Genomic DNA, 16,059 nt, shown 5'->3' with positions numbered 1-16,059 from the left:
GCGCTTTGCGCAGACATCGTTGGAAGCGTTAGGGCCGTAGTTGATCCAAGAGAGTTCGGGTCAGGTGTTGCCCTTCCCCCACACCGCAAGCGCATCAGCCCATTCCTCCATCACCGACCTCCCAATGCGTTGAGAAAACACAGAGCGCACATCCACAGCATCACCGCTCAGCAGCAAGCAACCCATCAACCTAAACGGTTCCTACGCAAAACCTAATTGAACACGAATGGAATTCACAAATTAAGAATAACTTAATTTCAAAGCAACGCCAAACGTTCACAGCAGAATGAAAATGGGCATGCACGAAACAACCATAAAGAACTTCAAGTGCAAGCTTTAACTTAAACAAGCGGCCCTGGGCATTCCATGAGCAATTTCACTGTCACCAACCTCAACAGCAGTGGCCCAGGGAGCCTGCGGGAAGCCATTGAGCTGTCAAATGCGAGTCGTGATTTCGACACCATCACTTTCTCGCCAGAACTCAGTGGAGTGATCTCTTTATCGAATGCGCTTCCAGATATCTCTTCTCCATTAAGCATCAACGCTTTGCCAACGGGGCAGACAGCACCGAGCATTCAGATTGATTTTGCTGGAAATCGCGGGATCACCTTTTCCGCAGGAAGTGATGGATCATCGCTGATTGGTCTGTCGCTGGTCGGCGCATCTGGTGCAGCCTTGACACTTGAAAGTTCAAACAACACCGTTCAAAACAACTACATCGGCGTTGATCTCGATGGACAGAGTGCAAGTGCCAACAACGGCGATGGCATCACGATCACAGCTAGCTCCGCAGGCAACCTGATCGGCAGCACCACGCCAGGCGACAGCACCTCATGGAATGACCTCTCTGAAGAAGGGGGTTACGCCATTTCCGCGATCCAGGGCATCCGCTCCGCAAGCAACACGTCCGATCCATACATTCTCTGCGGTAGTGGCACCGAAGGCGACGCTCCCCAAGTCGTTGGCCTGGTCAGCCTTGGTGCTGCAGACGGCAGCGGTGAGTGGTTCACGGTGAATGCCGCGACGGCATTCGGAGGTAGCAGCAGTGCTCTCACCAGTTGCTATGGCCCGGAACAACTCGATGCCAACACGATTCGCTTGGTTGGTTCTTACAACAGCAATGGAGACTTTCCCCCAACCAACACATCGGCATTCATCTACACGGGTGCCATTGATCAGGCCAATGGCACCACAGAGGGGTTCACGGAATACCAGCATCCGGATGCAACCTGGACGTTTTTTCACAGCACCCAGGAAGGATTGGTCGTCGGCAACTGGGATAATACCGTCACCATTCCAGACACCAATCGACCAATCATCGGTACAGGGAAGGCCATCATCTACGAGGTGAGCAGTGGCCTGTCGATTGCCGACATTGCCTATCCCGGCTCCAAATCCACCACCGCCTATGGCATTGCCAAAGTTAACGACGATCTGTTCGCGATCACTGGCTCATACAGCCTTGATGGCGAACCCGACGGCGTAGCCCATGGCTACCTTGTGTATTACCGGCGTAGTGACAACAGCTTTAGCGAATGGACCAGCTGGGATGTGAATGACGTCGCTCTGGGGAACATCGCCAGCCATGCAGATGGCATCAGCTACAACAGCACCGACAACACCTTCACCCTGGCGACTTGGGCCATCGACGCCGCAACAGGCCTCCCCCTGACAGGTCAACTGATGACCGTGCAGCGCACAGCTGATGGGGGATTCGGAGAGCGACTCTGGACCGAAGTCAACTACAACAACCAAACTGGAGGAACCACAGTCCCCACCTCTGTGGCCGGTGATGTGATGACCGGCGAATATGAGGCCTCCGACGGAAGCGTCACAACCTGGTCGTCAGAGACGAGCTTCTTCGTGGATCCCAGCAATGTGATCAGCGGCAATGGAGGCAATGGCATCGCCATTCTCGGCTCGAGCACGGCCTTTGAAACCAACAACACCATTGCCCAGAACAGAATCGGCACCAGCGCCGATGGGAGCACTGCATTAGCCAATGGCGAAAACGGCATTCTGATCAATGCCAGCAACCGCAATCTGATTGGTGGCACCTTGAGTGGCGGCAATAACCCCACAAAAGAAGACACAACACCACCACCCCTGGGAAATCTGATTTCCGGAAACACAGGCAATGGTGTGTTGATCCGCGACGGTGCCGAGGGCAACAGCCTGAGCGGCAATTTCATTGGCACAACAGCAACCGGAAACGTCAAACTGGGTAACAAAGCGGATGGCGTCGCCATTCTCAATGCCGACAACAATCGACTCCTTGGTTGTCAATTAGAAAGCTCACCATTCATTTATTACAACGTGGTGAGTGGAAACGAAGGCAACGGTGTACGCATTACGAACAGCGATAATTCCACGATTCATGCCAATTTCTTTGGCTTAGCCGCAAACAATCTCGACTCACTGGGCAACGGACTGAATGGGGCCCTCATCGAGGGAGATTCAAACAATACCCAATACGGTGGGGTGATCCCCCTTGGCAATGTGAATTCAGGGAATTCCCTGAATGGCATTGAAGTAAAGGACACAGCCAGTGGCTTCATCACCTTCAACACCTTCGCCGGGACCACAGCATTCGGAGGCATTGCCCCAAATCAACGCAATGGCATGCTCTTCACCAGCAGTGGTGGTGACAACACCATTCGCACCAATGTGATCGGTGGCAACATCGAGAATGGAATCCATATCACTGGCAGCGCTGCAGACATCACGGTCGATCCCAATATCATCGGCCTCAATACCGCTGGCAATTCGGCAACCTACACCTACCCCTCGGGTGAAATTGTTTCGTATGCCAATGGCCTCGATGGAATCCGCGTCGATGGCAATGCCGAGAACATCTCGATCGCCGGAACCTATCGATCCGTCATCCCCCAGAACACGATTTCCAACAACAACGGCTATGGGATCAATGTTCTTGGCAATGCCAAACAGGTCCAGATCGCAAATACCGCAATCGGCACTGGATCGCTCACTGAAAGAGTTGAAGAGCAATTTGGCAACACCCTGGGTGGCATTTTCGTTGGCGGAAATACCAATGACATTAATCTCGGAGATCCAACAGGAAGCGAGAACGTACTGATTGCCAATAACTTAGGCAGTGGTTTAACGGTTGAAGGAAGACTCAACAATCAACTCTCGAATATTGTATTCAGAAACAATGATGAGTACGGTCTAAGCTTCCTAGGCCTTACCGAAGCCGAAGCCGAACAACAGATCAACAAAGGGATCACTTATGCAGGCAACGCTTTCGGCACTGTTGAAGTGGCACCTGGATGGGCCAACCTCAGCTTGAGTCAAGAAGTTGACACGAACAGCTTCAGTGTGGCCGCTGACACTGAAATCAGTGTGCTGCGACAGGACACGAGTGATCAGATTGTGAATTTCGGGCTAAGGAACCAATCAACAGACACCGTGCTGTCCCTGACGCAACTCAATGCTGCCAGCAGACAATCGCTCAACCTTGAGGACATCATCGAGAACACCTGGTCACAGACCGAGGGAGTTGCCCTTGGTGGTCGCGAGATCTCAGAACTTGTGCGGGGAACCTGGATTCCAGTGGCGACCAACCAAGACAACGAAGTTCTGGTCTTGGAAAATCTTACGCTTGCTGGTGACAGCGCCACTGCAACATTCTCAGGAGGCATTCAGGCGGTGTACTCCGTTGGGGGGACAGGGGTGCTGGCGACCGCTGCTGCTGAGCCGGTTGCGACGGTCACGGCCACAATCCGACGTCTAAGTGATTACAACAACGCGATCGCAATCTACGAATCTGACGCGCTGACCGGAGCGGTGAATGGCCTCCTTCCCGGCACTGATGGCTATCTGGAGGCAGCTCTCGACAATGCCAAACAGGCTGAGCGCGTGTTCTCCTCTTCACAACTACCTGGATACGATCAAACCGGGACCATCGAATTTTCCATATCAACACAAAACAACTACAGCTTCTTGATTCTTGTTGATGGTAATGAATCGACACTTTACAGCTCGTACGCTGCAAGCAACCCAGGTCAAAGCATCCAATTCACAAGTTTCACAACGCCAGGTGGCGGACTCACAATCGGAGTCGAAGATTTGCTGGCTACTGAAAAGTCAGATCAAGATTTCAATGACTTGATTATTTCGCTGCCTCCAATGATTTAGCACTGAAATCAACAGCAATTACGATCAAAATAGCCACTCACGGCTTCAACTGATCCAAGAGAGTTCGGGTCAGCGCCAGCTCGCAGCGCGTCGTGAAGATGCCGTATCCCGTGCCCTGAAACGCCACAGATTTGGCATAAGCACACACCTTGCGGCGTTCGTCCCGGAATCCCGCGGCCTGTTCCGCTGGATCGGCACTGGTTTTGTAAAAACCGGTGAGATTGTCGCGCCAGAGGGTCTGAAACACTTCACTGGGCACCGCACGGGCCTCCAGAGCCACCGCCTCCAGAGCCTGCTCCAAGCGCTGGTCCATTGCCTTCAATGCCGCAATCACACAACCCGTTTCCTCCACAGTGCTTTTGGTTGAGGAACACACCTCAGAGGCCCGCATTGCGGGAGGCAGCAAAGACAGGAGGAACGCGGCGAGCACCAGGGGGAGGGAAACAGAAGCACGCATGACAACGGTCTGGGGGATTGATGCTCACATCCTGCAGACTCTTGACGCTGCATCCAAACACTTGATCAGAAACAAACCGAACAGGGCACCGATGATCGTCCGGGTGATCAAAGCGATTGCGGCACCATCAGCCTTCGCCCTACTGATGGTTTGTTCAGCGTCACCATCAAGCGCTCAAAACAAGCAACCCAGCCAGGAAGAATCTTTTGCATTCGGGGTTGGTTTCACCTCAGGCATCCTCACAACGACGTGCATGCTCGAGGACGCTGATCTCCTCACCACCGACGAGGCAAGGCTCTTCATGCAAGGGATGCTGGAAAGCATTGTCGAACAAGAAACAGGCTTACGCCTTGAGGCCAGCAAGGAGGGCTATGCCGTTGCGAAACGGAAATTTCCCGACTGCCCGATTCCTTGAACATGCCCACCGATAACGAACCAGCGGGCATCACTGTGTTGCTGATGCGGGCTTACCAGCGGCTGCTCCAGGCTCTGGCCCGGGTCTTGCCCTTCCCCCAGCCCCGCAAGCTCATCGGTGCCGGTGCCTTGCGGTTGTTACCACCGCAGATGCAAGGACGTCGCTGGCGCCGGCCGTTGCTGGTGACCAACCAGCAACTCCTGCAGCTGCAACTGCCCCAGCCCCTGCTGGCGGAACTCGATCGGATCGGGCGGCCCTTCAGGGTGTTTGATCAGGTTCCTGACAATCCCACCCTTGCCAGCGTGGAAGCCGGGCTGCAGGCCTACCGCGCAGGCCGCTGCGACAGCCTGGTGGCCGTGGGGGGCGGCTCAGTGATCGATTGCGCCAAGGCCATTGGCGCGCGCGCAGCCAACCCCTGGCTGAGCTGCCGGGCCATGGAGGGGCTCTTCCGAGTGGTGCTGCCGCCACCACCTCTGGCCTGCGTGCCCACCACCGCCGGCACAGGCTCAGAAGCCTCAATCGCAGCCGTGCTCACCGATAGCGAACGGCAACGCAAACTCGCCATTGCCGATCTCAAGCTGCTGCCAGCGATCACGGTGATCGACCCCGAGTTGATGCTCGGCCTGCCGCCCGCGATCACGGCCGCCGGTGGCCTCGATGCCCTCACCCACGCGGTGGAGGCCTATATCGGCCGCAGCGGCAGCCTTTTCAGCAACCGCCGCGCCCTCGAGGCAATCAGCGCCATTGCTCGCTGGCTGCCCAGGGCCTACGCCCATGGGGACGACCTCGAGGCCCGCCTGCAGATGGCCCTTGCCGCCCATGCCGCCGGTGAAGCGTTCACCCGCACCAATGTGGGCTATGCCCATGCCCTGGCCCATGCTCTCGGCTGCTTCTACACCATCCCCCATGGCCTCGCCAATGCGCTGGTATTGCCGAGTGTGCTGCGCTTTTCCCTTCCGGCGTGCGAGCCCAAGCTGGCCGCTCTGGCCCACGCTGCCGGGTTGGCCACTGACCAGACCAGCGATCACGATCTCGCGCTGGGCTTCATCCGCTGGGTGGAGGCGCTCAACCAACAGCTGGGAGTTCCACCGTTCATTGCATCTCTGCGCAGCGTCGACATTCCCCGAATCAGCGCCGATGCCCTCCAGGAAGCCCACCCTTCCTATCCAGTGCCGCGGTTGATGCGCCGCAGCGATTGTGAAGCCCTGCTCACTCAGCTTCTGCCGGATTCCGCGACAGCAAAGTTTCCATTTCCTTCCATGGACGCCACCCCGAAAATTATCTAGGTATTTGATAAAGCATCTCAAGCAGTCGAGTCATGAGTTCTTTTGCTTGGTCGGATTACGTCTCCGCCGATGGCAGTGGGCTTAACACAGATGCCTTGCTCGAAGACTTCAAAAACAGCAGCGGCATTACCGATCTCACCGAAACTGATCTCGAGATCTTCCGATCCACCGTGGAAGCCACGGTCTGGTCCTATCCCCTGGAAGAAACACACCGCTATTTCAACCTCAACACGATTACGCAGGCACCGAGAAACCAGTTATTCAAACCTGACTTTGCCGCCAGCTGGCTCAATAAAAATTCAGCGCCGGCACCCAATGCCTCGCTGCTCTACATGACCTCCTGGCTTGATCTCAGCAAGCGCGGTGAGGACAGCGCCAACGAGCTCATCCTTCAACTTCCCGCCAATCCCGACGGCAACTATTACGTTCTCGCCGTTCTTGACAGCTACATCAACACCATCGGCTCCTTTGGGCCGAGAGACCCGCTCGCAGGTGCTGACGACGCGCCCCAGTACGTGTTGCTGGCGGGTCCGAACAGCATCCACTACGGCAGTGACAAGTCGGCGACCATCACCGACGACCAAGGGGGGCAAACCACCATGCCGGTGCTCCAGGTCGATACTCCCAGAGCCTGGATCACCGCACGGATCAACACCAACACGTTGGATCCAACGGCGATGGCCGCCACCCGCACCTTCATCAACGGCGACAAGGACGAGGTGGGAACCGGATTTCAACTCACCACCCTCGATCAGTTCAAGCGCGACGGCACCGTTCCCTACGCCAAGCCGATCACGCAATCCACCAGCAGCGATGCGGCGTTTGATGCCTTTGGAGCGGTGCCCACGCTCTCGAAGGATCAGCCCAATCCCGCCAAGGAGTTCTTCACCCAGGTGTCCAGAGCGCTGGCATTGAATCCGGTGCCAGCGCAACAGTCCCGTGATCCCGGCCACACCCCTCCTCCCTACCAGGTTTGGATCGATAATCAGAACGTGCTGCAGAACGCCTCGCGGGAGTACCAGCCTCCTTCAGCCCTCGGAACGGCACGAAAGGATCAGTTGAACCGACGCTTTGAAACGATCGGCCTCAACCTCGACACCGGCTTCACCCAGCCGTCCAGTTGGACGGACCGGGAGAAGGAGATGTTCGATGCGTCTTACCTCTTCACGCTCAAGTTCCTCAGCAAAGCCACCGACGCGCTGGTGAAAGGGCAGGAGGGGACCAACAACGGATGGTCCATCAGTAACAAGAACGTCGGCGTTTACCCGAACGACTGGGAGTCGTGGCTCGTGCGGGCAGGCGTTGCCGTGGAAGGCGCGGCAGCCAACATCCCCAACGATGCGGTCTACCCCACCACGGAAATCGACGCGCAGGGCAACGCGCTCACCAGCACCTACACCTACAGGATTGCTCTTCCCAAACGATCGACCACGACCGATTCTGGAAATCCTGTCGAGCTGTATGGGCCTGCCAAGGGATTCTGGGCGTACACCATTTACCAACCGAATCCCGGCAATAATTATCAGCCGTTTTTGATCGAGAACGCAATCCGCAACACGAGCTATTCACCAATCAATGCAACAGCCAAACTCACAATCGACGGCAAGCTGAGAACCAAAACACCCGGAAACTGGAATTCAGGCACGGCCAAGGGCACCGCATTGTTGACAGGCAAGAGCCAATCGGACATCGCTGTTGAGGGCCTGGATCCCGACACCATCTATTACGTGAAGGATGTCACCGAGCTTGGGAGCGAGACCGAAACTGATGAAGATGACGAACTCCTGCTCACCCTGGCCTCCGAGTACCAACCCGATTACGGGAGCAACGGCATCGCCATCGGCGGCCAGGGGTCACCGGGTGAGGCGATTCAACTTTCAGGCCCGAGAGGGAGCACACTCTCCTTCGGTTGGATCAACCCCGTCGCTCAGCTCGGATCCAACCAGCAGAAAGGCATCAGCAGTGATGAGATCACGCTGCAAACCGAAAGCGATGGTTCGATCAATCTGAGCTTGTCCAACCTGGCCCCGCAAAGCAATCTCCAGAACTGGCTACCCACTCCGCTGGTGACCGGATCAGGATCCTCCGATTTAGAAGCAGCCAGCGCCTTCCAGGTCATGGCCCGGTTTTATTGGCCCACCAGCGACATCTCCGATGGTGCTAAATCGATCCTGGCCAACCCAAAGTCCTCCGATGTCTACGCACCGCCAGCCGTCGAGCGTCAGGGCCTGAACCGCATCCACACCTGGGATCTACTCAGCAGCGCAGCGGAAGCTCAGGTCAAGAGCAGCGACCCCAGTTTCGGTTCCACAAGTCCTCTGGACACACCGTCGCCCTACAGCAGCGAAGTGGTGGGAGCCCTGATCGATCTCACCATCCTGCCCGACGCTCTCGATGGCGAAGTAGCAACGGTGAACTACAGCTACTCCCGTAACGCTGACTACGACAATCAACTCTTCTTCTATGCCATCGACGACATCACTGGCACCATCAACGGACTTTCACCAGGTGATCGCGGTTACCTCAAGGAAGCCTGGAGCCAGCGGCTTGAGGCGGATACGCCGATCGTGGCCGACAGAGATGCCACCCGTGAGGGAACCATCGAGCTGACGGCTGGCCAGCTCTATGCCCCGATCGTGATGACCGGCAATGCACAGATGTTCACGGCTTACGACAACGCCAATGCCCGTGACTACCGCCATTTCAATCTGATCAGCAAGAGCAGCTTCGGCTTTGAGGATCAGATCGGCGGCGGGGATGACCACGATCGCAACGACGGCATCTTCACGGTCACGTCGATTGATCTTTGACCTAGGGCGTCGCTGTTTGGTGCAGGGTTTCGATCATCGCCTCCGGAAGAGGCTGGCTTTCTTCCGCTGGAATGCTCACCTCGAGATAAGCCGCACCGTCGTGAGCATTGATCGCCGCCAACGCCTGCTCCAGCTCCGCCACGGTTGAGGCCTGCCCGCACCACCATCCCTGGCAACCGAAGGCCTCGGGAAGCTGGGCATAACGCCAGGGAGGCAGATCGTTGTAGGCATGTCCGGTTTCGCTGAGCAGAGCCTCCACCCCATAGAGACCGTTGTTGAGCACGATCACCACCGGCTTCACCCCGGTGAAGCCCATCACCCCGATCTCCTGCACCGTGAGTTGGTGCGCCCCATCACCGGTGACCAGCACCACCCGACGCTCGGCATCGGCCAGGGCACACCCCAGGGCGGCAGGCGTTGCCCAGCCGATCGATCCCCAGAGAGTCTGCGTTTCGATGGCCACCCCATCCGGCAGACGCATGGCATTGAGCTTGAGCAGAGAGGTGCCGGTGTCTGACATCAACAGATCCGTGGGCCGCAGGAACCGCTGCAGGCGCGGATAAACATTGGCCGATGCCGTGGGTTGATCCCCCTCACCGGCGAGAGGCATCAGGGGCTCGGGCTGCACCGGCCGCTGCTCCCCCCACTGACTCGGTTTGGCATCCGAGGCCTTAAAGCGCTTGATCAGCCCAGCCAGCACTTCGCTGAGGCTCACGCTGGTGAACACCTGATCCCCGGCCTGCACCCAGTCGGCATGCAGAGAGATCACCCGGCGGCTGTCCAGATGCCCACTCCAGAGACCGGTGTTGAGGTCCTCCATCACCAGGCCGCCCACATCAAGAAGGACATCAGCCCCTTCCACCACACCCTGCAGAGCGGCAGGGGTGGAACGCGCACCGTTGTACATCCCCAGAAAAGCGGGATGCCCTTCACTGAGCAGGGCCTTGTCCATCGGCGTGGTGGCATAGGCCAAGCCCGAAACCTCGAGGAACGTTGCAAACGTCTCCACCAGTCCGAAACGCTTGAGGGTGACCGTGGGCATCACCAGCGGACGGGTGGCCTCAGCGAGACGCTCCATCACCAGATCGAGCACGGCGTCCAGCTCCACCGCCACGCTGGCGTGTTGATCGATGCTGCCGATGGGTGTGCCCTGAATCGGCGTACCGGTGATCGGCATCAGAGCCAGGTCCATGGGCACGGTGAGATAGGCCGGCCTGGAGTCCTCCAGGGCTTTGTCGATCACCCGCTCCAACTCCACCACCACGTTCTCCGGAGTTAGCCGCGCACTCACACAACCGGCTGCAGCCGAGATCGCCTCGAAGCGGTCGTAGCGCGTGTCACCAAGGGTGTGATGACAGATCAGTCCCTGACGCACGATGCGCACACTCGGGGTTCCCACCAGGTGAAACACGGGCAGTCGCTCAGCCATGGAGCCCATCACGCCATTGAGGGCACTGAGTTCACCCACGCCGTAGGTGGTGCAGACGATTGCGGCACCACGGCGACGGGCGTAACCATCGGCGGCGTAGGCCGCATTCAATTCATTGGCTGATGGCACCCACTGCAGCCGCGGATGCACTTCCACAGCGTCATTCAAAGGGAAGGAATAGTCCCCAGGCACACCGAACACATGACCAATGCCGAGATCCGCAAGCCGATCCAACACGTAAGTGACAACCGAAGGAGGCATCAGCGCAATGACATGTTTGCTTCAGTGTGGCGCCAACGCCGTGCGGATCAACGCCTCCGAGAGACGCCACAGCTCACCAGCCTTGGCCAGATCGGCTGCCGCAGCACTGGTCTGAACGGCAGAAAAACGATGCATGCCGGGGCGCACCAACCGGTTGCTCCAGTAGCTGAATCCAGGGGAAGCGTAGGCAGAGTCTGTGATCAGATCCGCCAGCAAACCGCCAGCCGTTGCAACCGATTCCGTCACCCGCAGCAGATCGCGCGCCACCAACGCGAACAACGCCATCCCCACAGGATTGCTCTGGCGGTTGTAGCGGAAGAAACCCTCACGGCTGCGCTGGATCACCAACCCCGGGCTCCAGGTGAGCACAGGCAGGGCGCCCGCGAGCTGGCGGTTGAGTTCAAGCCCCAGCAACACATTGCAGAGTTTGCTGTCTTTGTAAGCCTTGTCGCCATCAAAACGGGCGTTGCCATCCAGCATCACAAAACCGGCACCGGCCCGCAGTCCTGCCAAGTCACCCAGATCCGCCGGTTGTCCCACGCGCCCGCCGCCAGTGGCAGGGTTGTGCACATCAGAGGCGGTGATCACCACCCGCGGCTGCGATCCAGCCCGCAACAACGGCAGCAAGTCCGTGGCGATCAGCTGGTGGGCCAGCTGATTCACAGCAAAGGTGATTTCGATGCCCTGAGACGACCACACCGGCGCTGAGACCCCCGCCCGTTGCTGCCCGGCATTCAGCACCAGAGCGTCGAAGGCTTCACCCCGATCCAGCAGCTGATCGCAGGCACTCTGCACACTGCGCAGGTCGGCCAGATCGGCAACGAGGCAGGTCACCTGACCGGGCGTTGCACCGGCTGCGACCAATTGCGCGTGCGTCTGCTGGCCGCGCTCAGAGCTGCGGCAGAGGAGCGTGAGTTGATGACCACTGGAGACCAACCGGCGGGCGGCGTCCAAGCCAATGCCGGAACTAGCCCCGGTGATCAGGATCCGCTTCATGCCAACAGCAATTCATCAGCGCCTGGCAATGTGAAACGGAAGGATGCCAACGCATCATCAAAGTCGGTATCACCGCCAGCAAAGAAATCTTCAAAGCCGAGTGTATTGGGCGCGAGAACACGAAAATGGTTAAGCCCGTCTGCATTGGCCTCCGCGAAAGTGAACAATGTTTGATCGTTCACAACAGCAAAGGGGGCGAGTCGGCCTGTATCCGCAGTCAACCCAATCCCCGTGCTGCGCTCTGCACGCTCTTGACTGGCACTGAAACCAGTGAGCGGATCGAATCGATTGCCGTTACTGGTTGCCATGCGCGCATAGTCCGCGTGACCCGGTTGATAACGAACTCCATCAACCACGACCGTGCCAAGATCATCAACAACGCGATAAAAACCAAGCGTCGAGTCGAAATCAGCTTCACGCCCTGTCACCACATCCACCACTGCTTCACCATCCAAAGGCAACAATGTGAGATCAAGAATCACGGCATCCGACTCACGATCGCGGCGAAAATAGTTCCGAGAAGAACGCAAAGCCCCATCACCGAGTGAGCGCCCTTGCTTAAGGCCTTGATCGAGATAATCAGCAACGGCCACATAGGGAGAAGAACTCTCCAATTGCTCGATCAAATCGGGATTTTCCGCGAGATAAGCCATGCCAAGAGCGGCGGCGCGGAAATTAACTTCGGGAGCCACCACACCGCGAGGCTTGTCATTCGCGTTGTAATACCCTTCTGGATCTTCGGTTGCCTCACGGTTCAACAGCAACTCGGGGAACTGAGAGAAATAGGCTGCAGAATCAAAATCCGAATCCCGGGTTGAGGCTTTGTTGAGATTTTCCGTTAACCCCAACGACAAAGACTGCACAGAAGTGTCAGCAGAATCGGAAAGCATCAGCAGGACCATCTCATCACCAGGAGCAACGAGATCATCAGTGTCGATATTAGGATTACCAAAGAAAGAATAATCACTATATCCAAAATCCATCGTTGCAGTTTTAGCCATTGGCATCGACATGGAGCCCATCGGCATATCCTGAACGAACAGACCACGGTTTCGTCTAATGATATCGAAGAATGTAATCTCCTCGAACGACACATCCTCCACAATATCTTTAGTCGTCAACACAAATCTTGCAAAGGCTGGCGGAGAGGGCAACTTGAAATTGATATTGGCGACAAGATTAAAGGGTGCATCTTCCCCAGCGAAACCTCTATAGGCTTCGTAGGTCAGCTGGCGTCCGTCAATCGTCAGGGGAATAACCGACTGAAAATAACTCAGCTCACGACCGTCTTGAACAACAGCTGACCGCGCCTCGGCGTCGATACCCCAATCAATATCAGAGACGATCGGCCGGAACGCTGGAGACTGAAGGATGGACAGAACTTTGTTGGGACCCGCTTCATCAACAGGATTAGAAAGCGCTCCGAAATAGTCGTACGAATAATCGGGATTGTAGATTTTACTGATGACATTCGGCGAGTCATCACCCCAAGACGACACCACGTCCTTTTGAAGACTGCCATCTCGCGAAGGCGTCAGAAAAGCATAGTTCCAGGGTGTTTGGTCAAATTCATACTCAAATGCATAAAAAGCATTGTCTTTCTTATTATAGGCGCTCCAGATTTTGTCAATAAATGAATGATGGATCCAGAAAACAGGATCGAAAGCGGCTGACCCTGGGGGCAACATCAGACCATCTCCATCAGGGAAAAGGCCTCCATCCAACCCAGACAACCGATGAAATTGATTGTGTGGGGTATATTCAATCCGTGTTCCCATTGACAAGTAACCAGTTGCACCCAAACCCTTTAAAGCCGTGCTAGACCAGGATGCAGGTTGTATGTCTCCAACGCCAAGATCATTGATTGACGTCCCTGCATTGAAGCCGGGATTGCGGTATGGGGTATACAACGACGACTCTGGATCACGAAGAAGCTTGGGCATCACTGTCTGCTCTTCGTTTAAGTAAGCCCAGTAGGGAAGAGCCCATGTTTCCGCATCAGGATCACCGCTCAGCCGCAGATTTTCCCTGGCGATTTCCTCAAAATACTGAAGATACAAGCGATGCCAGGCCATGAAATTAGCAGGAGCTCCGTCACTGACTGTCGTTCTTTGCACAATCGAATTCCGAGAGCCATTCCAAAAACCAGCGAAGTGAGTGCAGTTATTAAGAACCGTATCTCCATTCAACATATTTTCGCGGGTATCAAATCCATTCTCTACAGCAAAATCGACAAATCTCTCGCTTTGTTGAACATTAAATGCCTCTGGTTGTTCAACATCCAGATTCCAGAGACCATGAATCCCAGCCTGGTAGGTCCACCCCAGTGGGTCACCTGGATTCAGAGCCGACTTCTCCTTCATCAACCCGACAGCTTTCTCAAACAGAGCAAGCGCCTTTGCTCCATCTGGCGTCTCAACATTGTGACGCACCCGTTCTGAATTCGAAGTTTCAAGACTGCGGCTTTCAGGCTCTGCAAACCTGGACAGAAGTTGCGCGAAATTCACAGCTCAACTGAAACTTTCTAAAAACTAGCCATCGCTTGTTGGCTCAGCCATGGCTTCAAGCCTCGTTATGCCAACCAGGGCCAACGCAAGCCCAAGGCGTCCGCCGTGTTCATCACCTGGGCATTGAGTGAGCGCCCCAGCAGCACCTGGGGTTCATCGGGCCGGATCGCAATCACCCGGTGCTGAGCCCTGCCGCCAGGATCGGCGCTTCGCACCACCCCCCGTCGCAGCAAGGAATTGGCAGCTTCCAGCCCACACACATAGGCCCGCTCCTGGCAAAGCCCTTTGGCACCAAATTCCCGCGCCCCCATTCGTACCCAGTCGCCGGCGCAGACCAGTGAAGGAATCGCCGTCTCCAACGGCGGCCGCTTCCGGAAGCTCCCTGGAGAGAACCAAGCCACCGACCCCGGGTAGCGGCGCACCTCAGCCTCCAGCACATTGGCGGTGTGAAAGGCGGGATTGGCCACCGGCAGGAGCTCACGCATCAACAACGCCACGATCGCTTCATCGCTCAGAGCCGCAATCGCTGTGGCGTTGTAGAAGTCACTGGCGATCACTGATCCCCGCGGTGGCTCTCCCCCCCACAGCGCAGCTTCCGTCTGCTGCTGCAGCTGATCGAGCATGAAGAAGGTGCCACCAGCCCCCTGCAAGGCCTCGAATCGGGAGAACACATTGGCGGGATCCGCAACCTCCACGTAGGCGTCCAGCCACAACCGCACCGACACCACGTCAATGGCCCCGAGACTGCCGGCATCCACCAGTTCAGGGGCTGCAGCGGCACAGGCTGGCGACTGTGCCATCAGTGCGCCCATCCCCTTGGCACCCACCGTGAGCACCACCGCATCCACTCCGTCGATCATGGCGTTTTCACCCGTCGCCACAGCACGGGTTTGCACCGACGCAACGGCCTTGGTATCTGGATGGAGGTTCAAACCTGTGGCCAGCGTGCCGCCGAGCACCTGCAGACCATGGCGATCGATCAGCTGCTGCGCCAAGGGGGCAATCAGCTGTTCGGCAATGGTGCTGGAGCGGATCCAGCGCACATCGAAGGAATCCTGATGGGCAAAGGAGTAGTAGTAAAGAAGCTCCATCGTCACCGCCGCCGACAAGTCCTCCGGCGGCTTGAACAAGCCCACCAGAAGCGTGGGACGGAGGAAATCGTTGATCATCCGCTCACTGATTCCGAGGCTTCGGAACAGCGTCAGCGCATCGAGGTTGTCGTAGCGCTCGAACACCGCGTCGCTGCGGTTGAGATCGAGCATCGCGTAGAGGAGCCCGGCAATGCTGAGGCGATCAGCCACGGGAAGGCGTTTGAAATTGGTCGTGGTGGCCAGCACCTGCCCGATGGGACTGGGCCAACGCAGCGCATCGCCGAACACCGGAGCTGTGGCCTCCAGTCCATCGGGTGACCAGAAGGCGCTGGTGGTGAACTCCGTGAACACATTGCTGAGCCCCAGCTCAGCGGTGAGGGCATTGATGTTGGGGTAGTCCTTCCAGAACCCGCGAGTGCCGGCTTCAAAAGGTTTGCCTCTGGTGGTGGTGAGGGGTGTGCTGCCCGTGGGATCCGCCATCCCATCCAGCAGCGTCACCCGCACCCCGGCTTCACAGAGAGCCTTGGTGGCACCCCAGCCGGCCCACCCCGCGCCGATCACCACCACATGCGACGGGTTGGGAGTCGATGGGCCTGCATCTGTCATGGTCCGCTCCTGCAGCCGATCCCAATCCCCAGGCTAGGCAGTG

General features: G+C 57.1%; 10 protein-coding genes. 4 read left to right on the top strand and 6 right to left on the bottom strand.

The window, feature by feature from the left end; all coding sequences use genetic code 11:
- Positions 1–60: 60 nt before the first annotated feature.
- Positions 61–186, bottom strand: coding sequence for a hypothetical protein (locus tag SynPROS71_RS13835; RefSeq protein WP_255442386.1), 126 nt, complete (start codon positions 184–186; stop codon positions 61–63).
- Positions 187–366: 180 nt separating this feature from the next.
- Between SynPROS71_RS13835 and SynPROS71_RS04770 the strand changes: the two genes are divergently transcribed.
- Positions 367–4,158 carry a right-handed parallel beta-helix repeat-containing protein gene (locus SynPROS71_RS04770; RefSeq protein ID WP_186597048.1) on the top strand — a complete coding sequence of 1,264 codons (3,792 nt, stop codon included), beginning with the start codon at positions 367–369 and terminating at the stop codon, positions 4,156–4,158.
- A 37-nt stretch (positions 4,159–4,195) separates the two neighbouring features.
- Here SynPROS71_RS04770 and SynPROS71_RS04765 read toward each other — a convergent pair whose 3' ends face one another.
- The gene (locus SynPROS71_RS04765; RefSeq protein WP_186597046.1) at positions 4,196–4,615 is read right to left on the bottom strand and encodes a lysozyme inhibitor LprI family protein; all 420 of its coding nucleotides are present in this window, start codon (positions 4,613–4,615) and stop codon (positions 4,196–4,198) included.
- On the opposite strand from SynPROS71_RS04765, the gene SynPROS71_RS04760 reads away from it, so the two are divergent.
- The 3 genes from SynPROS71_RS04760 to SynPROS71_RS04750 are packed head-to-tail and all read left to right on the top strand — an operon-like array spanning position 4,614 to position 9,126.
- Positions 4,614–5,030 carry a hypothetical protein gene (locus SynPROS71_RS04760; RefSeq protein ID WP_186597044.1) on the top strand — a complete coding sequence of 139 codons (417 nt, stop codon included), beginning with the start codon at positions 4,614–4,616 and terminating at the stop codon, positions 5,028–5,030. The two genes, SynPROS71_RS04765 and SynPROS71_RS04760, sit on opposite strands and share 2 nt — an antisense overlap.
- A gap of 2 nt (positions 5,031–5,032) precedes the next feature.
- Complete coding sequence (locus SynPROS71_RS04755) at positions 5,033–6,316, top strand: iron-containing alcohol dehydrogenase (RefSeq protein WP_255442483.1); 1,284 nt, start codon at positions 5,033–5,035, stop codon at positions 6,314–6,316.
- A gap of 32 nt (positions 6,317–6,348) precedes the next feature.
- Complete coding sequence (locus tag SynPROS71_RS04750) at positions 6,349–9,126, top strand: DUF1254 domain-containing protein (RefSeq protein ID WP_186597042.1); 2,778 nt, start codon at positions 6,349–6,351, stop codon at positions 9,124–9,126.
- 1 nt (position 9,127) lies between these two features.
- Here the strand turns inward: SynPROS71_RS04750 and SynPROS71_RS04745 are convergent, their stop codons facing one another.
- From SynPROS71_RS04745 to SynPROS71_RS04730, 4 genes are all read right to left on the bottom strand, one after another.
- Positions 9,128–10,816: an alpha-keto acid decarboxylase family protein gene (locus SynPROS71_RS04745; RefSeq protein ID WP_186597040.1), complete on the bottom strand. Its 1,689-nt coding sequence runs from the start codon at positions 10,814–10,816 to the stop codon at positions 9,128–9,130.
- 21 nt (positions 10,817–10,837) lie between these two features.
- A complete protein-coding gene (locus tag SynPROS71_RS04740; RefSeq protein WP_186597038.1) occupies positions 10,838–11,812 on the bottom strand; it encodes an SDR family NAD(P)-dependent oxidoreductase in 975 nt (324 codons plus the stop codon).
- Entirely contained in the window at positions 11,809–14,319 is a 2,511-nt protein-coding gene (locus SynPROS71_RS04735) for a tyrosinase family protein (RefSeq protein ID WP_186597036.1), read from the bottom strand. The genes SynPROS71_RS04740 and SynPROS71_RS04735 overlap by 4 nt, the downstream gene beginning before the upstream one ends.
- 65 nt (positions 14,320–14,384) lie before the next feature.
- Positions 14,385–16,016, bottom strand: a complete 1,632-nt coding sequence (locus tag SynPROS71_RS04730; RefSeq protein WP_186597034.1) for an FAD-dependent oxidoreductase — start codon at positions 16,014–16,016, stop codon at positions 14,385–14,387.
- Between the last annotated feature and the right edge of the window lie 43 nt (positions 16,017–16,059).

Source organism: Synechococcus sp. PROS-7-1 (assembly GCF_014279795.1).
Classification (GTDB): Bacteria; Cyanobacteriota; Cyanobacteriia; order PCC-6307; family Cyanobiaceae; genus Synechococcus_C.
The sequence above is the reverse complement of the archived record's forward strand: the minus strand, read 5'-3'. Positions and strand labels throughout refer to the sequence as shown.